27 protein-coding genes are annotated in these 23663 nt (G+C 54.3%); 4 read left to right on the forward strand and 23 right to left on the reverse strand.

Annotation, left to right across the window (positions count from 1 at the left end):
- The first annotated feature begins 208 nt into the window (after positions 1 to 208).
- Positions 209 to 895: a DUF2202 domain-containing protein gene (locus tag MD273_RS09320; protein WP_239037458.1), complete on the forward strand. Its 687-nt coding sequence runs from the start codon at positions 209 to 211 to the stop codon at positions 893 to 895.
- A gap of 70 nt (positions 896 to 965) precedes the next feature.
- Here the strand turns inward: MD273_RS09320 and yghU are convergent, their stop codons facing one another.
- The 3 genes from yghU to MD273_RS09335 all read right to left on the reverse strand — a co-directional run bounded on the left by yghU (position 966) and on the right by MD273_RS09335 (position 4194).
- Positions 966 to 1844 carry a glutathione-dependent disulfide-bond oxidoreductase gene (gene yghU / locus MD273_RS09325; RefSeq protein ID WP_239037459.1) on the reverse strand — a complete coding sequence of 293 codons (879 nt, stop codon included), beginning with the start codon at positions 1842 to 1844 and terminating at the stop codon, positions 966 to 968.
- A 91-nt stretch (positions 1845 to 1935) separates the two neighbouring features.
- The gene (locus MD273_RS09330) at positions 1936 to 3051 is read right to left on the reverse strand and encodes a Glu/Leu/Phe/Val family dehydrogenase (protein ID WP_239037460.1); all 1116 of its coding nucleotides are present in this window, start codon (positions 3049 to 3051) and stop codon (positions 1936 to 1938) included.
- Positions 3052 to 3093: 42 nt separating this feature from the next.
- Entirely contained in the window at positions 3094 to 4194 is a 1101-nt protein-coding gene (locus MD273_RS09335; protein WP_239037461.1) for a mandelate racemase/muconate lactonizing enzyme family protein, read from the reverse strand.
- 178 nt (positions 4195 to 4372) lie between these two features.
- On the opposite strand from MD273_RS09335, the gene MD273_RS09340 reads away from it, so the two are divergent.
- Entirely contained in the window at positions 4373 to 6475 is a 2103-nt protein-coding gene (locus MD273_RS09340) for a molybdopterin-dependent oxidoreductase (protein ID WP_239037462.1), read from the forward strand.
- 73 nt (positions 6476 to 6548) lie between these two features.
- Here the strand turns inward: MD273_RS09340 and MD273_RS09345 are convergent, their stop codons facing one another.
- From MD273_RS09345 to MD273_RS09360, 4 genes are all read right to left on the reverse strand, one after another.
- Positions 6549 to 6932: a cupin domain-containing protein gene (locus tag MD273_RS09345; RefSeq protein WP_239037463.1), complete on the reverse strand. Its 384-nt coding sequence runs from the start codon at positions 6930 to 6932 to the stop codon at positions 6549 to 6551.
- A gap of 72 nt (positions 6933 to 7004) precedes the next feature.
- Positions 7005 to 7799: an alpha/beta fold hydrolase gene (locus MD273_RS09350; RefSeq protein ID WP_239037464.1), complete on the reverse strand. Its 795-nt coding sequence runs from the start codon at positions 7797 to 7799 to the stop codon at positions 7005 to 7007.
- A 59-nt stretch (positions 7800 to 7858) separates the two neighbouring features.
- Complete coding sequence (locus tag MD273_RS09355; protein WP_239037465.1) at positions 7859 to 9508, reverse strand: sulfatase-like hydrolase/transferase; 1650 nt, start codon at positions 9506 to 9508, stop codon at positions 7859 to 7861.
- Positions 9509 to 9521: 13 nt separating this feature from the next.
- Positions 9522 to 10241 carry a methyltransferase family protein gene (locus MD273_RS09360; RefSeq protein WP_239037466.1) on the reverse strand — a complete coding sequence of 240 codons (720 nt, stop codon included), beginning with the start codon at positions 10239 to 10241 and terminating at the stop codon, positions 9522 to 9524.
- A 151-nt stretch (positions 10242 to 10392) separates the two neighbouring features.
- Here MD273_RS09360 and MD273_RS09365 point away from each other — a divergent pair, with 151 nt between their 5' ends.
- Positions 10393 to 11469 (forward strand): TauD/TfdA dioxygenase family protein, encoded by a 1077-nt coding sequence (locus MD273_RS09365; RefSeq protein ID WP_239037467.1) that lies wholly within the window; start codon positions 10393 to 10395, stop codon positions 11467 to 11469.
- A gap of 62 nt (positions 11470 to 11531) precedes the next feature.
- On the opposite strand, the gene MD273_RS09370 is transcribed toward MD273_RS09365, so the two are convergent.
- The 15 genes from MD273_RS09370 to MD273_RS09440 form a co-directional block, all read right to left on the reverse strand.
- Positions 11532 to 11921, reverse strand: coding sequence for a septal ring lytic transglycosylase RlpA family protein (locus MD273_RS09370; RefSeq protein WP_239037468.1), 390 nt, complete (start codon positions 11919 to 11921; stop codon positions 11532 to 11534).
- A gap of 13 nt (positions 11922 to 11934) precedes the next feature.
- Positions 11935 to 12582: a hypothetical protein gene (locus tag MD273_RS09375; RefSeq protein ID WP_239037469.1), complete on the reverse strand. Its 648-nt coding sequence runs from the start codon at positions 12580 to 12582 to the stop codon at positions 11935 to 11937.
- Between the two features lie 125 nt (positions 12583 to 12707).
- Positions 12708 to 13139 carry an acyl-CoA thioesterase gene (locus MD273_RS09380; RefSeq protein WP_239037470.1) on the reverse strand — a complete coding sequence of 144 codons (432 nt, stop codon included), beginning with the start codon at positions 13137 to 13139 and terminating at the stop codon, positions 12708 to 12710.
- Positions 13140 to 13209: 70 nt separating this feature from the next.
- Positions 13210 to 14169 carry a M23 family metallopeptidase gene (locus MD273_RS09385; protein WP_239037471.1) on the reverse strand — a complete coding sequence of 320 codons (960 nt, stop codon included), beginning with the start codon at positions 14167 to 14169 and terminating at the stop codon, positions 13210 to 13212.
- Positions 14170 to 14188: 19 nt separating this feature from the next.
- The gene (locus tag MD273_RS09390; protein ID WP_239037472.1) at positions 14189 to 14893 is read right to left on the reverse strand and encodes a class I SAM-dependent methyltransferase; all 705 of its coding nucleotides are present in this window, start codon (positions 14891 to 14893) and stop codon (positions 14189 to 14191) included.
- A 68-nt stretch (positions 14894 to 14961) separates the two neighbouring features.
- Positions 14962 to 15519, reverse strand: coding sequence for a GNAT family N-acetyltransferase (locus MD273_RS09395; RefSeq protein WP_239037473.1), 558 nt, complete (start codon positions 15517 to 15519; stop codon positions 14962 to 14964).
- Between the two features lie 188 nt (positions 15520 to 15707).
- A complete protein-coding gene (locus MD273_RS09400; protein WP_239037474.1) occupies positions 15708 to 16409 on the reverse strand; it encodes an NAD(P)-dependent oxidoreductase in 702 nt (233 codons plus the stop codon).
- 59 nt (positions 16410 to 16468) lie between these two features.
- Complete coding sequence (locus MD273_RS09405; RefSeq protein ID WP_239037475.1) at positions 16469 to 16819, reverse strand: hypothetical protein; 351 nt, start codon at positions 16817 to 16819, stop codon at positions 16469 to 16471.
- A 97-nt stretch (positions 16820 to 16916) separates the two neighbouring features.
- The gene (locus MD273_RS09410) at positions 16917 to 18011 is read right to left on the reverse strand and encodes a DUF4238 domain-containing protein (RefSeq protein WP_239037476.1); all 1095 of its coding nucleotides are present in this window, start codon (positions 18009 to 18011) and stop codon (positions 16917 to 16919) included.
- Positions 18012 to 18153: 142 nt separating this feature from the next.
- Entirely contained in the window at positions 18154 to 18756 is a 603-nt protein-coding gene (locus tag MD273_RS09415) for a hypothetical protein (protein WP_239037477.1), read from the reverse strand.
- Between the two features lie 98 nt (positions 18757 to 18854).
- Positions 18855 to 19376, reverse strand: coding sequence for a hypothetical protein (locus MD273_RS09420; protein ID WP_239037478.1), 522 nt, complete (start codon positions 19374 to 19376; stop codon positions 18855 to 18857).
- Positions 19377 to 20241: 865 nt separating this feature from the next.
- Entirely contained in the window at positions 20242 to 20556 is a 315-nt protein-coding gene (locus MD273_RS09425) for a hypothetical protein (RefSeq protein WP_239037479.1), read from the reverse strand.
- Positions 20557 to 20683: 127 nt separating this feature from the next.
- Positions 20684 to 20959, reverse strand: coding sequence for a hypothetical protein (locus MD273_RS09430; RefSeq protein ID WP_239037480.1), 276 nt, complete (start codon positions 20957 to 20959; stop codon positions 20684 to 20686).
- Between the two features lie 89 nt (positions 20960 to 21048).
- A complete protein-coding gene (locus MD273_RS09435) occupies positions 21049 to 21438 on the reverse strand; it encodes a hypothetical protein (RefSeq protein ID WP_239037481.1) in 390 nt (129 codons plus the stop codon).
- Positions 21439 to 21526: 88 nt separating this feature from the next.
- A complete protein-coding gene (locus MD273_RS09440) occupies positions 21527 to 21853 on the reverse strand; it encodes a DUF2834 domain-containing protein (RefSeq protein WP_239037482.1) in 327 nt (108 codons plus the stop codon).
- Positions 21854 to 22616: 763 nt separating this feature from the next.
- On the opposite strand from MD273_RS09440, the gene MD273_RS09445 reads away from it, so the two are divergent.
- The gene (locus MD273_RS09445) at positions 22617 to 23318 is read left to right on the forward strand and encodes a phage integrase N-terminal SAM-like domain-containing protein (protein WP_239037483.1); all 702 of its coding nucleotides are present in this window, start codon (positions 22617 to 22619) and stop codon (positions 23316 to 23318) included.
- Positions 23319 to 23369: 51 nt separating this feature from the next.
- On the opposite strand, the gene MD273_RS09450 is transcribed toward MD273_RS09445, so the two are convergent.
- Positions 23370 to 23645 carry a YrhK family protein gene (locus MD273_RS09450; RefSeq protein WP_239037484.1) on the reverse strand — a complete coding sequence of 92 codons (276 nt, stop codon included), beginning with the start codon at positions 23643 to 23645 and terminating at the stop codon, positions 23370 to 23372.
- Positions 23646 to 23663 lie beyond the last annotated feature (18 nt).

The raw sequence follows: 23663 nt of genomic DNA on the forward strand, positions 1-23663 counted from the left end.
TCAGTGACGGGGAAACAGAATCGAAATGAAAACCGAAAGGGACCGGGACTGCCCACACACTCAATATGCGACATTTTGTCGCACTTTTCGGCGACGATAGATACATTTACCTACACAAAAAGAACTTTTAGAGAGAACTTTTCTGGGAGAGCAGCGTCTTAAACAGTGAATTCGGGTTTTCCCATTACCTGTTCGAGAGAGGTTAGCTATGAACACGAAACCCTTTATCACCGCCACCCTGATCGGCTCCCTGTTCGCGGGCAGCGTTGCCCTGGCTGCCGGAGGGCCCGGTTACGGCAAACAGGAGGTGGTGCTGGATTCAGCTACAGAAACGTCAGCGAGCGATACCACCGATTCGGACGACAGCAGGCTCACCGACATCGAGACCGATGATCTCAGATACATGCGTGAGGAAGAAAAGCTGGCCCGGGATGTGTACCTGACCATGGACCAGCACTGGGGCCAGCAAACCCAGGTCTTCGCCAAAATCGCACTGTCCGAGGAAGATCACACCACGACCGTTGATTTCCTGCTGGAAAAATTCGATGTGGAAGATCCGGTGGTGAACGACACCATCGGCGTATTCACCAATGAGGACCTCCAGGCGCTTTACGACGAGCTCGTGGCCAGGGGCAAGACCTCCTTCATCAACGCCCTCTATGTTGGCGCCCTGATCGAAGAAAAGGACATGCGGGATATCCTGGCAGCCATCAACCAGACCGATGAACGCCCGATCATCCTGGCCTATTCCAACCTGCTGGACGGCTCAAAGAGCCATCTTCGGGCTTTCGTGAGCGTGATTGAAGGCCAGGGCCTGACCTATGAGGCCCAGATTCTCGATTCCGAGGAAGTGGAGCTGATCCTTGAGGATGAAAGCTCCGTCGACGAGGATTAAAGCCCATCCCTGAAACGAACAAGGGCAGCCAGATGGCTGCCCTTTTGCTTTCCGGCACGAACGTTGAGACTTACTCGCCTGCCGCGCCTTCCAGCTTGTCCTGCGTCTTCAGCTCAAAATCACTGGCGTCGTGGCGCTCGTGAAGCTGTGAGGATGGATCACCCCAGGTCTTGTTGACCATCCGGCCACGCTTTACTGCCGGGCGCTGCGCCACTTCGTTGGTCCAGCGAACCACGTTGGTATAGGTGTGGGCCTCCAGGAACTCCGCCGCCTCGTACACCATGTTCTTCACCAGCGCGCCATACCAGGGCCAGATCGACATGTCGGCAATCGTGTACTCGTCACCGGCGATGAACCGGTTGTCCGCCAGCTGGCGATCCAGCACATCCAGCTGACGCTTCACCTCCATCGTGTAGCGGTTGATCGGGTACTCGTATTTTTCCGGTGCATAGGCGTAGAAATGCCCGAAACCACCCCCGAGGAACGGCGCGCTGCCCATCTGCCAGAACAGCCAGTTCAAGGTCTCGGTGCGCTTGGCGAGGTCCCGGGGCAGGAACTCACCGAACTTCTCCGCCAGGTAAAGCAGGATGGAACCGGACTCGAAGACCCGGATGGCGGGATCCACACTGTGATCCATCATGGCCGGGATCTTGGAGTTGGGGTTTACCTTCACAAACCCGCTGCTGAACTGATCGCCCTCGGTGATACGAACCAGCCAGGCATCGTACTCCGCCCCCTTGTGCCCCTTCTCAAGCAGCTCCTCAAGCATGACCGTGGCCTTGACCCCGTTCGGCGTTGCCAGGGAATACAGCTGGATGGGATGCTCACCAACCGGCAGCTCCTGCTCATGGGTCGGGCCGGCAACCGGGCGGTTGATGTTGGCAAACCGACCACCATTGCCCGGGTCCCATTTCCAGACTCTGGGCGGGGTGTACGTTGGATCGCTCATCAGGGGACGTCTCCGTTTGATGCGTGGATAGAATTTTCCGACTTTACCGGAAAATCACTTTGACGGTGAAGGCTTACGACAAAAACTCTATCTAGACCATACCACCCCAACGACGTGTCGCCATGGCCTTGCGAACCCGCTCCCGTGCAATCCTGACCGCAGCGGCGCGCGGCGGTATCCGCTCCTCCGTCGCAGCCTTCAGAACCTGCGTGGTGTTGTGGGTCAGCTTTTCGGCGATGGCGTCGAATGCCGCAGTCTGGGTAGCACCGTGGTACTCCATTGCAGCACAGATCACGCCACCGGCATTGGCGACGAAATCGGGCAGCGCGAGCACACCGCGTTGATGAAGAAGTTCCTCGGCCCCGCTCGTCAGCGGGATATTGGCCCCCTGGGCAACCAGGCGGGTTTGCAGGTGCTCCGCGTTCTGTTCGGTGATCACATCCGGCCGCGCCGCCGGAATCCAGATATCGCACTCGACATCGATGATGTCGTCCGGCCCGGATGCTTCACCCTGCCGGTAATCGGTGACAGGCCGGCCCTCGGATTTCAATTGCGACAACGCCGCCACGTCCAGCCCTTTCTCCCGGTAGACGGTTCCCCTGGAGTCCGACGCCCCTACAATCACCGCACCCTCGGCGGCCAGAAAACGCGCGGCATGGTAGCCCACCGAGCCAAACCCCTGAACGGCAACCCGCGCACCCTTGAGGTCCAGATCACAAAACGGCAGCGCGGCTTTAACGGCGTGCGCAAGCCCCCACCCCGTCGCACCCAGCTGGTCCAGGGGAATGCCACCCAGCTCCCTGGGAAGGCCCACAGATCGGCCAATTTCATCGTGCACCCAGGCCATACACTGCTCGTTGGTGCCCATATCCGGCCCCGCGATGTACTGGACTTCGTGCCTCAGGGCACCGGCGAAGGCCCGCACCAGCTCTTCTTTTTCCGCGGCCGGCATTTTCGGATCGGCAAAAATAACCGACTTGCCACCACCGTGGGGTAACCCCGCCATGGCGTTTTTCAGCGTCATGGCCCGGGCCAGCCGCGCACACTCCGTCAGCGACACATCCGGGGCCATCCGGACACCACCAATGGAAGGGCCGGCAGCCACATTATCGACGACGAGAATCGCCTTGAGGCCCACCCGGGGCACGTGAATATGGAGGACTTTGGCCGGTCCGAGTTCATCGGCAAGGTCAAAAACATCACGCATGAAAGCCTCCTTATCTCCTGGTTGTCCATTCATTATCGATCACTACTCAAACACATCGTGCAACGCCAACTGGTCAAAATCCGGAGTGACTCCAAGCCCGGGCCGGTCGCTCAGCGTCATTCGGCCACCGGATGCCTCAGGCGCCCCGTGCGCCAACTGGACCGTGTTGTAGTTATGCAGATCGGTGGTATTAAGCAAAGCCCTGGTCGGGGTGCTGGCCGCAAGGTGTGCGTAGGCAGCGGTCGCAATTCCACTGCCCCAGGCGTCCTCAATGGTCATGGAAATACCCGCTGCAACGCATACGTCGCGAATGACCCGCGACGGGGTCAGCCCACCGAATTTGCTGATTTTCAGGGCAATGGCGTCCATGGCGTCATCACGCAGCGCACGTTGCAGGTCGGCAAGGGTATTCAGACTCTCGTCCAGCTTGACCGGATGCCGGGTTCGCCGACGCACGGACAGGCACTCCTCGTAACCGGCACAGGGCTGTTCGAGATAGATGTCCAGATCCTCGGTCGCCCTCGAAAATCGCATGGCCTGGTCCCGCCGCCAGGCGGCGTTGATGTCTCCGATCCAGATCTCATCCGGCTGTTTCATTCTGCTGAGCGCCCTGACCAGCTCGATATCCTCTTCCACGGAATGACCCAGCTTGATCTGGATATGCCGGAACCCGTCGGACCGGTAACGGCGTAACGACGCTTCCATGGCCGCGGGTTCATCAAGGGGAACAATTCTGTGCAGGGGCATTGAGGGAGTAAGCAGACCGCCCAACAGTGTGTAGACCGGCAGGCCCGCAGCCTTACCCAAAAGATCCCAGCAGGCGATATCGATGGCTGCCTTGGCAACCGCATGGCCGGTCAGCGCCTGATCCATACGTTCCGCAATATGCGTGGTGTTTCGGGGATCCTCGCCGATCACACTGGGGGCAAGCAACGCCAGGCAGGAAGGGAGCCCCTCAGAAAAAGCGGCCATGTAGTTGGGTCCACAAGGGCAGACTTCACCGTAACCCTCAAGCCCCGTGTCTGTCGTCAATACCACAACCGTGCTGGTAAAGACCTGGTGAGACCGCCCACCGGCAAATGCGTAAGCCTTGCCGGCATAGGGTAAATCAGCCGTGTAGACTCCGATGCTCTCTATACGCACGACAGGACTCCTTACCCGAAGGTTGCCAAATCTTACTTCAGCATAGCCGGTGCAGGCCGGAGACGCCCTGTGGCGGTATTAGCCAATATTATGTCATTTATGACTGATTAATTTTTCCGTCCCTGCTGGCATACTCAGGTGGATAACAATTCCAACACCACCGGCCGAGTCTGTCCAAATGAGCGAAATCAAGACCCACTACCGAACCTGCAACATTTGCGAAGCCATGTGCGGCCTCGAAATCAGACACCAGGACGGGAACATTCTCTCGATCAAAGGAGACGCGGACGATCCTTTCAGTCGAGGTCATATCTGCCCCAAGGCAGTGGCGCTACAGGACTTTTACAACGACAAGGATCGCCTGAAAACACCGATCCGGCGCACGACCGACGGCTGGCAGGCGATCAGCTGGGATGAGGCTTTCGCGGAGATAGCGAACCGGTTTCGCGGGATTCAGGACGCCCATGGCAAAGACGCGGTCGGAGTGTATCTGGGCAACCCCAATGCCCATAACTTCGGCAATGCCATCATGCTGCCCCGATTCTTCAAGGCCCTGGGCACCAACAACCGCTATAGCTCCGCCTCCGCCGACCAGCTGCCTCACCACGTGGCTTCGAACTACATGCTCGGCGCCGGGATGCTGATCCCCATCCCGGACATTGACCATACCGATTTCATGCTGATCATCGGTGCCAACCCGATTGTTTCCAATGGCAGCCTGATGACCGCACCCGGCGTCGGGAAACGGCTCAAGGCCATTCAACAGCGTGGCGGCAAAGTCGTGGTGGTGGATCCACGCCGGACGGAAACCGCGAGGAAAGCGGACCAGCATCTCTTTATCCGGCCGGAAACCGATGCCCTGATGCTCCTGGCCATGGTGCACACGCTGATAGACGAGGGATTGGTGGATCTTGGCCATCTCGCTCCCCTGATCGAAGGGTATGAGCGGCTCGGAGACGCCGTTGGCCCCTACTCTCCCGAACGGGTTGCCGATGCCTGCGGCATCGCCGCCGACACGCTGCGAGGACTGGCGCGGGAAATGGCCGCCGCCAACAGTGCCGTTTGCTACAGCCGGATGGGAGCGTCCACCCAGTCTTTTGGCGGGCTGTGCCAGTGGCTGACGAACGTGCTCAATATCCTCACCGGGAACTTCGATAGCCGGGGCGGCGCCATGTTTACCCAGCCGGCGTTTGACCTGGTGCGCAACAAGAAAGGCAAACCCAGCTCCTACGGGCGTTACGAATCACGGGTCAGAAAACTGCCGTTCTTCAATGGTGAGTTTCCGGTCGCCACGCTGGCCGATGAGATCCTCACCCCCGGCGACGGCCAGATCAGAGCCATGATCACCATTGCCGGCAATCCGGTGCTCTCGAGTCCGGATGGCGGCAGCCTGGAGAAAGCCTTCGAATCCCTGGACTTCATGGTGTCGGTGGATATCTACCTGAACGAAACCACCCGGTATGCCGACATTATCCTGCCGGCCACGACCGGTCTGGAAGTGTCCCACTTCGATGTGTTTTTCAACTCCTTTGCCGTGCGCAACACGGCCAAGTTCTCGGAGCCCCTGTTTGCCAAATCCGAGGATCAGAAGCACGATTGGGAGATCCTGAAGGAGCTGGCACTGCATCTGACCGGTCTCGAGGACGACGGCGTGACACCGGAAATGATGCTGGACGGCGGTCTCAGGCACGGCGCCTATGCCGATCAGGGCATGAGCCTCGAAAAGCTGAAAGCAAACCCGCATGGGCTGGATCTTGGCCCCTTGCAGCCGTGCCTGGAAAAGCGCCTTCAGACCGAGGATGGCCGGATCCACATCGCGCCGCCGCTCTTCGTTGAGGATCTCAACCGGCTGGATGCCTTCGCACTGACGGAAACGGATCAGGGCACCGAGTACCCGTTCTCAATGATCAGTCGCAGGCTCCCGCGCAGCCACAACACGTGGACCCAGAATTCCCACCGGCTGATCAAGGGCAAGAATCCCTGCACCTTGAAGATTAATTCAGCCGATGCCCAAAGGCTTGGCCTGGAAGATGGCCAGACCGCCCGGGTGGCCTCCCCGACCGGCAGCATCCAGCTCCCGGTGGAAATTGACGACGACATGTTCGAAGGCGTGGTCAGTATCCCGCAAGGCTGGGGTCATAACCGCCCTCAGACCGGCATGTCGATTGCGGAATCACAACCCGGGGAAAGCATCAACGACGTCACTGACCGGCAACGCATCGATGCGCTGACCGGCAACGCGGCCTTCAACGGTACGCGGGTTTCCATACAGGCGGCCTGAATCAGACTGATCCGGTTCGGGAACCGACGGAGAACCTGAAGGCACTGGCCGCTCGGATCGATAGCAAGGGGGCCTACTGAGGCGACTCCCGGTCCCACACGATATTGTTTCTGGACCTGTCGAAGTAGGGGGCAAATACGGAAAGTGCCGCAAAACGCTGCCCTTGCTCGAGTATCGGGCCGTGGAGGGTGTTCTGGGGAATGAAGACGAGATCGCCTTTGCTCACCCTCCTGACTTCGTCACCGACTCTGAAGTCCACGTCGCCCTCAATGATCACCAGTAACTCGTCATGGTAGTTTTGGGTATGGAGAGCATTTCCACTTTCTCGGACAACACCGACATTAGCGGTCAAATGCTTACCATCAAAAACGAATGCTCTTTTGATGGGATCGTTTCTGGTCGATGCGTCTGCTTCGAGAGAATCCACTATCTGATTGAGGTTATTGAAATAACTCACTTTGGCTTCCTCCGGGGACTGTGAACCGGACTGCGCTGCGCAATAGCCACTGCACGTAATTTGACGCGCAAATCAGAATGAAGTTTCGAGGAAGTCGAGTATCGCCCTGTTGACGGCCTCGGGTTGTTCGAGTGTCGACAAATGCCCGGCGCCGGGAATCTCTGCAAAGGTCGAGTTGGGCAACCGCTCGTGAATCTGCCGTGACGCAGCAGGAGGCAGGGATTGATCCTCTTCACCCACAACGACCAGGGAGGGCACGCTGATCTCCGGGAGCCGGGCCAGGACCGAGTCCCGTTGCATGAGCCCCTCCAGGCTCCTGAGAATCGAGGGCACGTGAACCGTCGCGAACTCGTCCTTCCATTCGCTCACCAGGGCTCTTTTCTGCCGCCGGGTGGAAGCTCCGAACATAAGCCGACTGATGGGCGACAGAAAAGGTTTAATCCCCAAAGCCCGGGCGCCCATTCCCATCAAATGATACTTCAGCTTCCTGAACGGGTGTTCGGCTCCGGCGTCCGTATCCAGCAGAATGAGCCCGGCTACCCGCTCGGGGCGGGTAATTGCCGCCCGCATCGCCACCATGCCGCCGACGGATAAACCGCACCATATCGCCTTCTCGATGCCGCACTCATCCAGGACGGCCACCACGTCCGAGACAGCGTCATACAGCGTGAACGGTTGTTTCACCTCCCCCGACCTGCCGTGGCCCCGAAAATCAACGTTCACAACCCGGTAGTGATTTGCGAGCGCCGGTACCTGCTCACGCCACATTTTCCCGGAACACAGGAAACTGTGCCCCAGCACCAGCGGCATCCCCTCCCCGGTATCCTCGAAATAAATCGACACGTCCTGATTCTGAACAAAAGGCATCCTGGTTACCCGCTTCTATGGACTCTTCCTTGCCTCCACGGCAACAAAATGCACGCTAGTCATGGCCGCTGGTTAGCCTCATTATCTCCCGGAAGGATTGAAACCCATTTTCTGACCGACCCGCGGCCAAAGGCATCTCCCACAAAGAATTCCGGTGGGGTACCGGGAGGCTCACTGAGAGAGGCTCCATAGCGGCTTCGTACCCAGGATTCATTGTAGCCCGCCAGTTCGATTAGCGTCGGGAATACCTGAAAATGGCCGGTTCGGTTATAACCTGTCTTTTGAGCGGCCCCGAACCGTTCGAGGATGCCCGGATCGTTGGAGAAAACCATCATGGGAACAATACCCTCGAACCGGTTTGCTCTTGGCCTGCAGTGCGTGGCCAAGGTGCCGTCGTCAACGATGTTCTGCCCATGATCGCTTGTATATACGATGACGTAGTTCCTGAATTCACCGCTTTCGGACAACAAGCCTTGGAACCAGTCATCGACGCTCCAACGTATTCCATTCATGAATGAATTCAGGGATTTTGCTCTGTCATTCATTGGCTCACCTGGCCCGAGGGCAGGCGTGAAGGCGTTGGACTCCTCGGGATAGCTCCTGAAGTACGGGAAGTGGATCCCATACTTGTTCAGGATGATAAAGGTCTTGCCGGGTTGCTTGAGCAGAGCGATTAACCTCTCACGCGCAACGCCGTCGCTTTCATAATTAATGTCCTCGCGAAGTCTCAGGATCTGGTCTATGAAGGTGGCTTCATGCTGATTCATGAAGTTCTGGTAGTTCACCCATTCCTCCGCACTCTGCGCATCCAGGTATACGTTGTAATACCCTGCCTTCCTGGTAAATTGCCAGATCGAGGGTGTCTTCAGACTCTTTTGATCAGGGTCCGGGATCGACTCTTTTCCAACCCCCGTCCTGAGGATGAGATTGGAATAATCACTGCAGTTTGAAGCCGATGCAGACAATCCGAAATTGGTGAGTCCTGTTTCCAAAGAACTGAGATAGGGGGTCGTGTCTTTTGTGTACCCATTGATTCCCAGAATGTCCGCACGGATGCTTTCATCCACAATGAGTACTATTTTCTCAACCTCCGGTTCGATCGAAGCGGAGTAACTCACCTCGGATCTTTGACCATCGTAAAGGTCACTCTGGGCAGCAAACACAAGCAGTGCCGGAACCCTGAAAAACGACGGATATCGATCGAAAACCCCATCGCTACTGATCAGGACAATAACGACCAGCACGACGGTACTGACTGGAACGGCGTAGAACTTTCCGGGAATGCCCGACTTTAAAAGGCCCGGCAAACGTTCAGCGAGAATAATAAGCGGTACAAGAATGATGAAAAGCGGCAGTATAGCGAGGCCAATATTCTCAACCACCGCCGCGGCCCACCATTGAAAATAACTCACAATCAGGTCGGCCTGCTGGAAATCGATGGGCGCGCTCGAGACAAGCACGGAGCCGATATTGGAAAGAAAAAAGAATACGAAAAACGGCAGGGTAATTTTACGAAACAGGCTGCGGCCACTGAAAAATATCAGGAACGCGCCTGATAAACTCAAGAGCAACACCGCCACTGACAGGATGAGCTCGATTACCTTGCCTTCACGCCACAGAAACCGAAACGGATAGAAAAAGTCGTAGAACAGACTGAATTCTACGAGCAAAAGAATCGAAACCGCCGCCAGGCCGAAAGCCTTTCTCACGTGGTCATCTCGATCAGTAAATGCCGGGAATCAACCGATAGCGCACACGTTCCGCATAGTCTCGATAGCCCGGCAACTCCTCCTTCAACGTCTGGTCTTCAAGCGCTGTTCTGATCACCGTAACGATGGTTGCCACCGCCGCGGGTACCAGTGTCCACGCCGAGTCCAGAGCAAGAACAATACCGAGCAGTGGAAGAATATTTCCGGCATAACCGGGATGCCGAACATACCGGTACGGCCCGGTGTCGCACACCACGTGCCCTCGATCCGTCAGAACACGTACCACACTGAGGAAAAAACGGTTCTCTACCACTGCCCATGCGGCAAAGGCATAACCGAACGCGATCAACAGGAACCCGATCACATTGATCCAGAGCGGGAATTCGGAAGACCAGTCAAAGCGATGGTCGAGACCTGCCACAATAACCATAGGGTAACTGATACTCACCGCCATCAGCGGCGCCAGCACTTTATCCCACGCCTTTGCGTTCTGGAAATGTTCAATATTCTGTCGTTCGGCCGTCAGTCCGGGGTGCCGCCGTTCCGACCAGATGCGCCCCCCAATACCGGCGATCAAAATCAGCAGGGAATAGATCCAGGCTTGCCACCAACCGGGATCCCAGGCGCACGCAAACAGAACCAGGGGGACAAGGAGGTACACCAAAGCTAATCTGAACCACTGGCGAGGGGATACCGTGTGGGCTGTTTCTTCACTAACGGCCATTTTCGACATGTTGTTCTCCGAAAAACGGATCCGGGCGTGCGGGATCGCCGTGGACGGCCTGGATTCAGACACTGTCCGGTACGATTGGGTTGCCCCCCTTGTCTGTAAAACTCACTGCGTTAGGCTGACTATAGTTTGACCGAAAAGGTAAGTCACGACGATGGTACACGTATCCGAGAACCCCAACGCGGCGTCACCTACCCTACCTCCCCTGGACCCCGATCGTGTTGCCCTGATCGAGAAGGAGGGCTTGATCCTCAAGCAACTGGAACCACTGGGCGTCGAGATCTATGGCGCTGATGTTCGTTGCGAACTTCCGAAAGCCGTCATCGACGCTTTGGAAGTGGAAATGGCGAACCGCGGCTTCATCGTGTTCAAGCATCAGACCGACCTATCCCCCGATGAACTTATCAATGCCAGCAAATGGTGGGGAGCTCACGAAATCCATTCCACTCACGGCGTCCACCCGGCAACGCCCGGAAGGAACCGGCACATCTTCCGCTGCTCCAATGACAGCCGCTACGGCATCCTCGGGGTTGGCCCGCAGTGGCATAACGATGGGAGCTTCGAGGCCGCAACCTTCTCGCATTCAGCCTATTACATGGCCCGCGCGCCGGAGCGCGGGGGCGGCACGCACTTTGCTCACCAGGGTGCAGCCTTCGATGCGCTGCCACAGGATAAGCAGGAATTCTGGCAACGTCTCGTATCTGTTAATTCGGCCTCAGGCGTGACTCATCCCGTGGTCCACACGCACCCTGTTTCCGGACGGAAAAGCGTGTGGCTTCATCTGGGCATGACCGGCGCCGTTCTCGAGAGACTCCCGGAAGATGGCCTCTCCATAGAGGAGCTGCAGAACGCTCCGGCAGCCGCTGACAAATTCCGGTTGCTGAACGATGCCGAAATGAAGGAGCTGTTCAACGACTATAACGATCTTTTGAATACTTCGTTCGAGAAGGGGTACGGAATACGTTATCACTACGACAATGGCGATCTGCTCTTCATCGATAACTGGGCTGTCGCTCACCGGGCATCGCCAGAGGCGCACATGCCGGCAGAGGAACAAGGCCTGAGGATTATGGATCGTGTCACGATCAAGGCCGGGCGGGAATTGTCCCCCCACTTTGGCTTGCCAACCTACATCAACTTATCCGGCCCTCATCCGTTCAACAAGGATGGCGTTTGGCAGGCCGGTGGCGTGGGCTTCCGGTGGAAAGACGACATCCGCATGCAAAACTGATCGATCACATTTATCGGTTGATTCCAGCGCACAAAACGCCTTTTTGACAGGTGATTGTCGGGCTACCTGAGCACCTCGATTTTTACTTTGATTAAGCCCAACGACGTATCACCAATATGGCTGAACGCAGATTTCGAGAGATCAATGATGCGACCTTTCACAAATGGTCCACGATCATTGATTTCGACAACGATACTCTTGCCGTTACTGAGGTTTGTCACTTTTACCTTCGAACCGAAGGGTAACTTTTTATGGGCCGCCGTATGAAACTCGTGCTTATAGATGTCGCCACTGGCAGTCTTTCTGTTTTGCAGGCTATCTGCGTAATACGATGCTTTCCCCGTTTCACTGAAACCGGCCCAGCTACCTTCGGCCCCGGGCTGGGCAGTTGAACACCCTGCCATCAGACTGAGGAACGCGACCAACAGTATACTTTTCAGAGTGACTGCCATAACCGGAGCCTCTTCAGTGCTCCGCCTGTAACGTGGGTACATTTTCTCCACCCGCATCCACATAATGAATTGCCTGAATCACCATTTCATTCCAGAAAACAGACCAGTATCCACTGACTAACAGCATCGGCGCGATAAAGATCGCAAGAAATGCGGCAATAAAGAAAGAATCCGGCCCCACACCGGACTCGAACCGCAGGACGCTACTGAGCGGAATCGCCACGAATACAATGAGAGAGATTCGCCGAACAAATGCGTACTTCACCGAACGGGCCAAAAACAGTTTCCTCCCGAAGATCCCTCTCACAACGGCACCCAGAACATACAGCACCAGGGAGGCTCTCGCCACGACCGAGAGTGCGGCTTGCAGTCCGTCCACGTCGTTGTCGCCCCGCTGGATCTGGTCGGTACCAAAAACCAACCGCCCACCTTCCTTCATCGGCGCAAAAACATCACCGCCCCACTCCACCAACAGCTCCAGAATGACGATTACAGCGTTCTGAGAGAACAGAGCAACGACAAACAGACCCAAAGCCATCCAGACAGCGGCCGTCAAAGCAGTCATAAAATAGCCGGTGTAGCCAATGAACTGCTTCAGCAACACCCGCATGGCAGCTGATTGGGGCACGCTGAACGTAAAAGCAATACGAAAATTAGCCAAAATGTCCTTCTCCCTGGCGTTTGGTGCTCCTGCGGCCCTTCATCGCTGCTTACTCTGGCAGGCCCTGAAACTTTGGAACTTCCCTGTCCCGGGCAGCATTGCCGGATGTAAAAATGCGCGGGGGGTTAGATTTCGCTCTCATCGCCAAGCATGGCGGCTGCCCTGGCTGCCACCTCGGCCGGAAGGTTGCTGGGACGGCGTGTGGATGGGTCGATGCATACGGCCGTGAGTTCGCAGATTGCACAGACCTCACCAGTGACCGTATTCAGCAGCTCATGCCGCATCGTAATCCGGCGTTCCTGAACATCGACCAGCCCAGAGCGGACTGCAACACAGTCACCGGGGTAGAGCTCCTGGCGGTAAGTGATGTTCTGCTGAACCCCGGCCATGTGCACGGCACCGCTTCTCAGAAGCTCCGGCGTGAGCCCGATATGCGCGAACACATGCCAAAGCGACTGTTCGAACAGCTCTCCGTAAGCTCTGAGGTTCGCATGGCCCATATGATCGCACTGCCAGGTGTGGATCATCCCGCGTGCGGTTTCGATACTGATTGACATGGAATCTCACTCTTTTTTTTGTGGGTGCAGGCGAATCAATTTCGATACTCGACAAACATAACGGCCCAGCTTACCCGGCCGCTGAGCCTCGTGGAAGTGTCGCAGCCGGTTGGAGCGCCCTTCTTTGCATTTCGTCCCCTCGGCTTATTACGCTGTTAATCGACAATGACCGCCCATTAAATTGGAGCCCGATCTCCATGCTGTTTTTGGTCGCACTGATGTGAAGATGAGGTTCAAGAGAATTTCCTGAATTGCCGATTTCTGCCAACGGTTGCCCCACAGTAACGACGTTCCCCGGCGCGACTTGAATGCTGCCTCTCTTTAAGTGGGCCATGAAGATATTCGCTTCAGCACACCTCAATACGACGTAGTTGCCCTCCGAATGCTCTGTGTCGGGGTGTCCGGGAGGGTTGTCCGGCAGACTGTCGCGAACCCTTTCAATGCGCCCCTCACACGGGCTGTAAAGTGTCTCCCCGAAGATTTCGTAGGCGCTCAACGCTCGCGGGGCGATACCGTCTGCCCGATTGCCGAACGGGTTCAGCTTAACTATGTCTATCGCCATCTTGCTGCCACTCAGGGCATGGAATGGGTTTGTGACTGCACTGGCCCCGCCCTGGAGCACGTAATAGGTACCTGATCTGAGTGGGAAATCGACATCAAGAATCTTTCCGGATGGGTAATGCGACCGGATTGCCAGGCCGTTCAGCACCGCAAACAAAAGCAATACTGAAAAACGCAGAACCGTAATCTTGCTACCGCGCTCCCGAGTAAAAACACTCCCCGGCTTCGTTCGGAAGTACAGGGCACCCGCGACAACGGCAAATAAACCCAGAAAAATGTACCGCAAGTAAAAGCTTGTGAAGGCCCAGGTACCCGCAAGAAATGCGAACACCATTATGCTGCCACACGTCAAAACCAGTACTAGCCAACTGAGCCGGCATTTGTTCCCAGGACCCATCAGCCAAATGAGAGCAGTACCCGAAAGCACCAGTGGGTAGGCCGCGAACGCTATCGGAAGACTTTCACTCACAGTGCCGGTCCTGAAGTGCCTACCGGTGCGCCCTCCCGGCGCGCCCGATTTCAATATCCTGTTGGGCGTTCAACACCGGTCTGGCAATGAGCACTTCCGATGGCACACCAAACTGAGTGATGACATTGCGATACTCCACGGCCCAAAACTGTGGACTGATGAATGACTCAAGTCGGATCGGGCGACAGCCACCCACAACCGGCGCATGTAAACGGAATATCGCAGACCACAGCCCCGAAACCACCCGCGCGACAATACCCTTGCCCTTCGTGAGGCTCACCAGGCAGAGCTTTCCATTCGGTGTGAGTACCCGATGCGCCTCAGAAACTAACTGATCTGTGTCTGTTTCCGACAGAAGATCAAGGACGTAGGTGGAAACCACCCGATCGACTGAACAATCTGGCAGTGGAATGGACATGGAGCCGTCTGACAGTGCCACGCGGGCTCTCTCTTCGTATGGCGAAACACGTTTATATGCCAGATCAATCATGGTTTGGCTTATGTCGATACCAAGGTACCGCGCGGAAGCAGGAAGATGGTTCGCCAGCAGACGAGACGCGAGACGGCCCGTTCCGCACCCGAACTCGAAAACGCCTTCCGCCTGCTCGAACATCGCATGGGCAATGAGATCACCTAACGCCGCATCCTCATAAAAACCTTGAGCATCCTGCTTCTCTCCGAAGCGATCGTAAAATGTCCTGGCCTGCGATCGTGTTAACACCATGGGTGGTTCATCCGCGGTTCATGACGCCCGACGTTTCGGGAAAGTCCAGAACGAACTGGAGCTGATTGTCAGGCCTTTTCGTCCCACTGCTCTCGCTGTAACCGGTAAAGTACATGCGGCCGCAACGGGCTGCCCTCGGGCAAACCAGGATGCTCAAATTCGCCGCTGTACTTCATGCCGACGCGCTCCATGACGCGGCGCGACCGCTGATTGCCAACTGTGGTGAAGGAGACAATCTCAGGAAGCCTTAGCTGCTCGAACGCAACATCCAGTGCACCGCGAGCAGCCTCTGATGCGTAGCCTTTCCCCCAGTGGGCTGCCGACAACCGCCAACCGATCTCGACACACGGAGAGAAAGGCAGCGTTGCAGAGGGTACGTGTAAGCCACAAAAACCAATAAAGGGCTCAGAACCCTTGACCTCTACCGCCCAAAATCCCCAGCCGCGCTGTTTGATGAGTGAACGAATTTTCTCCGCTATCTCATTACTCGCCTGGCGACTCAGCAGTTCAGGAAAGAACTCCATGACCTGTGGGTCGGCGTTTAGATCAGCGAACGGCTCGAAATCACTTTCCTCCCATTGGCGCAAACGTAGCCGCTCAGTTTCAAATTCCAGTAACTCTGCCATAGCAGGATGTGCCTTACCTCAAAAGCCTAACACCTGAAGTACAGGTGGCTGCGAAATGAAGGCGAAACCGCAATGGAGTAGCCGTCGCCGCGCCTGTGATTGTGGACTTCCCTGATTATGTGCCGGATTCCAAACTAGCTCTTGGGTGACAATGCCAACACAAATTCCAAACCTTTTTCGATCCAGCCTCAGATCTGACGGGCCGCCTTGAACGCAAGGGCTGATGGCGTCTGGCACCCGACAATAGCCGGGGCTTCATGGATCAGGTCGTCATTTACCAGCGCCTCAACCATGAAGAGCGCGAAGTCTACGCGTCGCGTAAGGTTGCTTTTCAGGACCGGATCCCCGACATGCCGGCTCCACAAAGGAAGTCCCTGGCTTTCACCTCCTTCAAGGTCGCTCCCACGTACCACCGTCCACCGCTTGTCACTCGCGAATATGCGATCACAGGCCTCCACTTGATCGTTGAGATCAGCGAATCGGGCCTTTCGCGCTAGCCAGCCGAATATCTTCACAAACGCTTTCAGTGGCCAAGGATAAACATCCTTTCCATCCCTGGTGATATGCCAACCGCAAGAGAAGATCAGGCGCGCATCAGACGGAGCAAAATCAAGCACCGCTTGCGCAGTTCCCGCCGAGTAGCTGCTGACTCCCCAGGGCACCAACACGGTGAGCACCCCATCACATCCTTCGACGGCCTTCTCGATAACCTCACGGTCGTCGGTTGCACCCGGTACGATGGAGATCTTGCCGTTGAACTTATCGAGTTTTTGAACACTCCGCTCACGACAAACGCAGACAACCTCATAGCCTCGATCCAGGCAATGCTGGATCATGTACTGACCAAGCTTGCCAGACGCCCCTACGATACAAACTCTCCGAATTTCCATGGACTACTCCGAAGTTGGTATCGCTCTTGTCGCATAACGTTTGCAGAAGGGGCGCGACGTCAGGAGCGCCCCTTGCCTGCAGTTGTTATACGTTTTCGTGCCTGAATCAAAAGGCACATAGTTGATGTAAAAAACGCCACGACGGCAGCGATCAGTAAAGCGGCAACAACTCCTTTACCGCGGGCCTCAAGCTGATTGTCCGCATCAAATGTATACGGAAAGAACTCCCGGACATCCAAGATACTAACCACATCAAGACCCGCAGCCATTATCCCTATCAATGCTGCTGGGATCCCCAAGAACAGAGCCAAATATACTTTGGTGTAGGAATACCGATGGCTCCACACCGCTCCCATGGCGATCAGTGAGAAGAACAGGCAAATTGAGTAAAAGATTATATTCTCAGCCATAGAACGTATAACGCCTGCAGCATGCGCACCCATGGAATGGAGCCGAAGGCGCAATGTAATGGGCGTCGCAGTGCCTGCATTGGTTAGGCATGGATGGTCAATGCCCCGTACTCATTCTCTCAAATGGCGGGCCACGACGCTTGTCAACTTGCGACCGTCGGACGCAGCCTATACCTGTGCCGTTTACCATACCAAAACCTTTCTTTCTCCATCGCAGTAGTAATGGCCATATTTGCGGACTCGGATGAAGTGTTTGTGAATGAACTAATGCTTCTTGATGGTCTTCATCGTCGGGGCTGTCTACAACCCGGTATCGCTTATAGTCGCCGTTGTTCTGGTCCAGAACCGAATAATGGAGCACATGCCTTTCTTCTAGGCGGCGATCTACGCATGCCTGAAAGGATTGTCGTAATGCGTCAGCATCATATGTCTGACCAGGGAAGATGTTCGCTTTACAGTTCAGGAATTGAAGTTGATTGAGTGACTGAACATCACCCTCTCTTTTTGTTTTCGCGATACCGGCATTCTTGGGTATGGAATAGACATCAGAGTCGTATGCGATCAACATTAAATTCTTACATAAGGGCAAGATAGCCAATGCCCCAGCTGAACCTAACCCAAATGTTGATCCACGATGTCGGCCATCGGTCTGGAACCATCGATTGGCTAGAATCGCAGGATCATCAGAGGTAACGAAAGGAATTTCAGTAGCATTTTTCAGTAAGCAGACTCTCAGATCGTCGATTACATCCATTTCCGTTGCAAAGGCATGCATCGCCATTAAGACTGCATCACAAATCTCGAGATTGAAAGATGAGTCTGCACCGATCAACTTTCCTACTTGATTATTCATCTCGACGGCCCGCCTAGAGGCAGCTTCCGTGCGAAGATATTGAAGAAGCCAAAATCGCTTAAGGATTAATTCGTCATCAGCCCCTAATTTATTGTAGCTAGGCTCACGAATTCTACGCAGAGTGTCCGCATATTTCTGTTCAATGAACTGGATAGCAGCTTCTAACTTTTCATCCTCGCCATAAAAGTAGGACCCAGAGCACTGATGCTTAACCGCTGCACCTTCGATTACTTGTTCACGATCAATATTGAATATCCTGATCGCCTTGCCCGATTCCTCATGCGAAAAAGGCCTCAAGTAACATCTTGGCACGAAATGCTGGTTTTTATTTGTTGGCAAACAATGACTCCCGTACTTCTGCAAAAATGCTTAACGCCGAAGCACAGCGGCGACCTTGGAGTGGCGACGAAGGAGCCACGGAAAGGGCGTCCGGCGGCCATCGGCCGCGTACTGCTGCGACTTGTTATGTGTTTTAACATATCTAATCAAGAACATGGCTTATTATTGTTTCGCTATTTTTTCTCAGTGGGTAATAGGCATGGAGCCCAGCGTCTTTGGCCGCATCAACTTCATATCCAACATATGATTCCGGGTCGAGCTCAATATGTGAATCCGTGCTCTGAAGGCAGTGAAATACGAAAGTGAGGTATGAGCTCAAGCTCCCAGCAACCAGAAACGCTTTTCCCATAGAGAGATTGACGGAGTAGATACAACCATTTGACTCTTTTACGGACACTAAGAATTGATTCGGTGCAGAGAAAACCGGTGTTAAGTCTGAAAGCCATTTTACCGGGGCATTTTGATACAGGCCTTGATACTCGTGCTCAGATTCTTGCTGAGATAAAAACTTGTACCCTGGTTTCAGCAGGCCGATGCCATTCTCTCCATTTGCCCAAGACCATAGCTCAACCAAATCCCCGTTCTCAGACCGTACGTTACTGGCAGGCTCATTAAGTCCCGGTGGAAATCTTCTATAGATTGTCCGTGCCCAAATATATTCGCCCTTGCTGGAAAAATCTTCCGGCCTCGGCGGTTCTGATTTACCAACCACTAGTGACTGTATTCTTGAAAGTAAGTCTTTCACACACCCATCCTTGAGGTTCAGGCTACACATAACGCCCGGCACATGCGCCGGTTTGGAGCCGCGAAGCGGCGGAAAAGCGGTCGCGGTGATGCCGCTTGTTAGATAGGCCATTTTTCCCGAAGATTCATCAGCTCAGCTCGTAATTCCTTCACAGCTAACATCGAATCATGCAACTGTTCAATTGAGTAGCGAGTTTCGCTTTGATCAACTGATGTCGGGATGCCGATCACGTTTGCAACTAGTCGCTGATCAGGGATCATACCCCATCGGCCATGGAAAAATTGGTTTCGCATAGTTCGTATAGCGTGGGCTTTAGTCAACCATGAAGCATAGAGAACCTCTGCAGGCATTCCCTGATATTTTTTCCGCGCCAGCTTTTCCAACAATTTCAGCCGCCCGTTAAAATTGAGGTCATTCAACTTCTTAGTAAGTACAGATGGGCTTTGACCATTTTCAGCCCAGACTAGTAAAAGTCCTAACTCCATATCGAGGCGGGAATACTCGAAAAGTATGTATCCGAGCTCTGTGGCTGCGCTCTTTTCGAGCTCGTCATTTGTAGGTAACTGACTGGATTCCATATTTTCGAAAGGCCTATCTAACGCTGAGCTAAGCGGCGCCACGACAGTGGCGTCCGGTGGACGGCCGCAAGGCCGGGAACAAACTTAAGCGGTTGGTTAGGCATTACTGATCTTTCTCGTCCATGTTGAATATGTGCCAAGAACAGTAAAGCAGAAAAATACTCCCCACTGCGGACAAGGCCTTCTCACCATAACGCCCGAAGGAAGTCACGAAAAGCGACCTTATTCCACAGAGAAGCCCTTCGTTTCTTACCTGGCTTCCCATGCATGAATCCGCAGTCATGAGCCCTGACAGACCGAAAAACTCGGCCGAGAATGCGACTGCACCAACCAGGCAGGCAGCTGTCAGAAGGAAACGTTTTCTTGTCGAACTTCTGCCAACCACAAGTGCTCCTGAGAGTCCTTTTATTGCCTAACGCCAAGCTAAACGGCAGCCCCTGCGCAGCAGTGGCTGTCCGGTGGAGGCCACGCCTTTCGTGGACGTAACAAATTTGAGCGCTTGGTTATGTGGCGTCGACGATCTCCGTCAACTCAACGATTGAATCCTGCCCTACCAGGGTGGTAGTCCCGTCAGTTCTTTGAATACGATATGATTTTGTCGTTTTTTTTATGCATTTAACGCAGTTCTCGTATCCTATTTCGTATCGACCTGCAAAAAAAACAATGTTGTAAGTTTTCCCCACTTCCATTTCCATTTCGAAACCGCCTTAAGCCTAAATTTCCCTTTACCATAACAGGTTTTCTTATCGGCAAATTTCATGCGCATAACTGTGCCAAGTGACACCATTAATGAAATTTAATGATCTCAGAGTAACTCAACACACGTAACGCCGAGTTTTGGGATGCCGGAGCGTCAGCGAAGGCGTCCCAGCAGGGCGGCCTCTTGCGCTGCGACAACAACACCTTGTTATGTGTCTGGGCTTCGTTCCACACCATTTACAAGCACCTTTGGCAGATTTTGGAGATTGACAATGTCGCCGGGCGCCAATGCACCATAATTCTGCCCATTTACAATTAACGTCGATCCATCCGTTTCTGCTGACACAGAGTCGCCTTGATATGCAATTCCACTCGAACTATGAGAAACACTGTTTGATTCAAGAGGGACTTCGAAAGTAATCCCCCCACCTTGGAATTTCTGCATTGATCCAGTGCCCGACTCGACCTGGACATCACAAGCAGTCAACAGCACCGCCAAACATACAAGTGTCAGCTTCTTCATTGATCGTGCTCCAAATACACATGACGCTTTTGTTTAGCGGCGCCCTGACAAGGGCGCCCGGTTTAGGGCCCTTGGCCCGAAACGTACTACAACTATTTGTTAAAGGCTTTCCGGCAGCTCTCGGTAGTCACCACAACACCAATAATATCGTCTGGAAGACGCTCACAAATGTCAGGAATCCGCCAATGACGATCAGTCGTCTTTGAGAGAGATCGATGCCTTGAATCAGAACAAAGGTTCCGACCGCGCCGCTGAAAAAGCCTCCGTTGAGCTGGGAACCACCAACCGCATAAACAAAAACCAAGTAAACCACTGCCAGCAAATACAGCAATACTCGTAACGGCTTAAGCTCAAACCGCTTGTAGTAGGCTTGGTCTTCTGGAGAAAGATCTTCCTTGTTCACTGAAAACTCTCTTTAGCCTTTAACGCCAGTGGTAATGGGCGCCAACGGAGCGCTGCGTAGTTGGCGTCCCGTTAACCACCTTGTTAGAGCTAATCTGAAGCTCGCTTTATTCCCGCGACCTGACAAAAGACCAGACCTGCTAGCGCGCCAATCCCTCCACAGATAACAAATCCTGACACAGACCCTGCGGAAAAATCACTGTAGATTAGGACACCCACCGGATAGACGAGAGCCAAAAAAATTCCTCCAAATACGACCCTACTCCAACTAATCATTTTTAGTAATCTGGCAGCACAATACAGAGGAAGACCAACCACAAACGTTATTGGATAAATAACTAATGCAGCTGGCTCTCCAAAATGCAGAGCCACTTCCCAAGGTGAGCCTGGAACGAAAAAAGAATAGAGCATGCCCGTTACGACCACTCCAGCTAAAGCTGCTGTGGCGCTAATAAAAAATGCAAGCACCAGTCTGATCATGAGCAAACTCTAACGCTGAGCTAAGCGGCGCCACGACAGTGGCGTCCGGTGGACGGCCGACAGGCCGGGAACAACCTTAAGCGGCTTGTTAGATTCTGCTGGTTTCGGCTTCCGGCTCCCGCCCACCACGCAGCACCAAATATAGCAGCGGCCCAGCAGATACAAACACCGCTGTTACGACGAAGAATGGGATGAGATAGCCCAAACCTTTGCCACGGCTTTTGGCGTCCTGGTACATCCAAACACAAGCTAGCGCGGCCAGAATGTAGAGATCAATGACTACCTGAGCGGTGTCTGGGCTGGACATGAGCTGGGCACCGAAAGCCAGAAGCGACTGTTCTGCGCCTGCCATAACCCAAAAGGTGAAGCCAATGAAAAGGCAGAGAACGATTAGGGGTAATGTCGATATTCTCATGATCTTCCTTGATTGAGGTTTAAGAAATATAACGCTGCAAACAACGGCGCGTAGCGTCTGTTATTGCTTTGCCTCGTTATATGCTGGGCAGGCGTATCTGGAGCGCAAATACTCACCCAGTACTGCCGTAGCCTGCTCTGAAGTTATTGTTTCACCTCTATACTTGGCGTTAATGGCCTGTATCAACTCTCTGCTACCCACCAGTACAGACTTATCAAAACATCCCATGGACGATAAAAGCTCGGAAGAACTGTATGAGAAACCAGAGATCCAAATCATCGTTTCGATCTTGTCAGTGCTTTCAAGCTGAAACTCGATTATCCCAGGCCCCCAGCTCTCTCCCGACCATGCATCGCCAATGGTCAACAAAGCGATCAATGCTATCCAGATACGTCTCTTCATCACAGATAACAGCTAATTATACGAACGCGTTCGTATATCACCCGTTCGTAAAACTCCATTAAAAAGCTCTCAAGAATTTCCCAAAAACCGCTTCAAAACCAGTTGCTTGAGAGCAATCCACCACGGCTACCGCCGGAGTTATACGCCCATCCTCGAGCCACCCCTGCTCACCATTCTGGGCGTATAACTCCGCCACAGTGTTTCCCTCTTTCCAACACTATCAGATAGTTACATGGATTTCTCATGCGTTTTTTTGGAGTTTTGCGAACGCGTTCGTATAACTCCGCCCTGCAGTCCAGTCTTGACTTCTCAATCCTGCGAATTACTGTATATAAAAACAGTACCTCAAGGATGATTGGATATGGATATCCCCTCCCCCCTTCCGGCACAGCCAACCCGCTTCCTGGACAAGGTTCGAAGCTTCATCCGCCTGCGCGGCATGGCCTTAAAAACCGAGAAAACCTATCTGTTCTGGATCAAACGATTCATCCGGTTCCATGATCGAAAACACCCTGAGGCCATGGGAACGGCCGAAGTGGAAGCGTTTCTGTCTCATCTTGTTTTGCAGGCAAACGTCAGCACCGCAACCCAGAGGGTCGCGCTCAATGCGCTTGTGTTTTTGTACCGTGAGTTTCTGGGGCAGCCGTTGGACGAACTCAGTTTTGAACGGGCCAGAAAGCCCAAGCGGTTACCCACCGTGTTCAGTCCGGAGGAGGCAAAGGCGGTCATCAGCAATCTTAGCGACGAATACAGGCTTGTCGCCATGCTCCTCTATGGCTCTGGCCTGCGTATTAATGAAGCGTTACGTTTACGGGTTAAAGACGTGGACTTTGATATGCAGCAGCTGATCGTTCGAAGCGGCAAGGGTGACAAGGATCGGATTACTTTGCTCCCAGACCGTCTGATCGAACCGCTGCGGCATCAGATCGATTCGGCCCTGCACCCAGCATCAGGCGGATCTTCTCAAGGGGGTCGGTTCGGTCTATTTGCCTGCAGGGCTGGCACGAAAGTATCCGAATGCCAGCGAGAAGCCTGGCTGGCAGTATGTGTTCCCTGCGGCTGAGCTTTCCGGTGATCCGCGCTTCGGTGTCCGGAGTCCCGTTGATTCTGTCCTCTAGGACTCCCAGTTGCTGGCCGGTATTCGTTTGATGTGAATGTGGCTGACCAGCCGGATGGTGGGGCGCACGAGGAATTGGAAGCTGCCAATAATGAACAGCCAGACGGCGGCGGTTTCGTATTCGGGGAACAGGAAGAGAATGCTTCCGATCAGGAACCAGATGGCGATGAAGAAGTCGTTGATGATGCTGAGCACCTCGTAGCGGCGGCGGATGATCAGCTCTTCTTTGCCGAGCCTGACGGTAAGGGGATTGTCGGTCTCGTTCTCGACCATCGGTCGGTGTCCTGTTCG

Origin of the sequence: Marinobacter sp. C7, assembly GCF_022343555.1 — a bacterium.
GTDB lineage: Bacteria > Pseudomonadota > Gammaproteobacteria > Pseudomonadales > Oleiphilaceae > Marinobacter.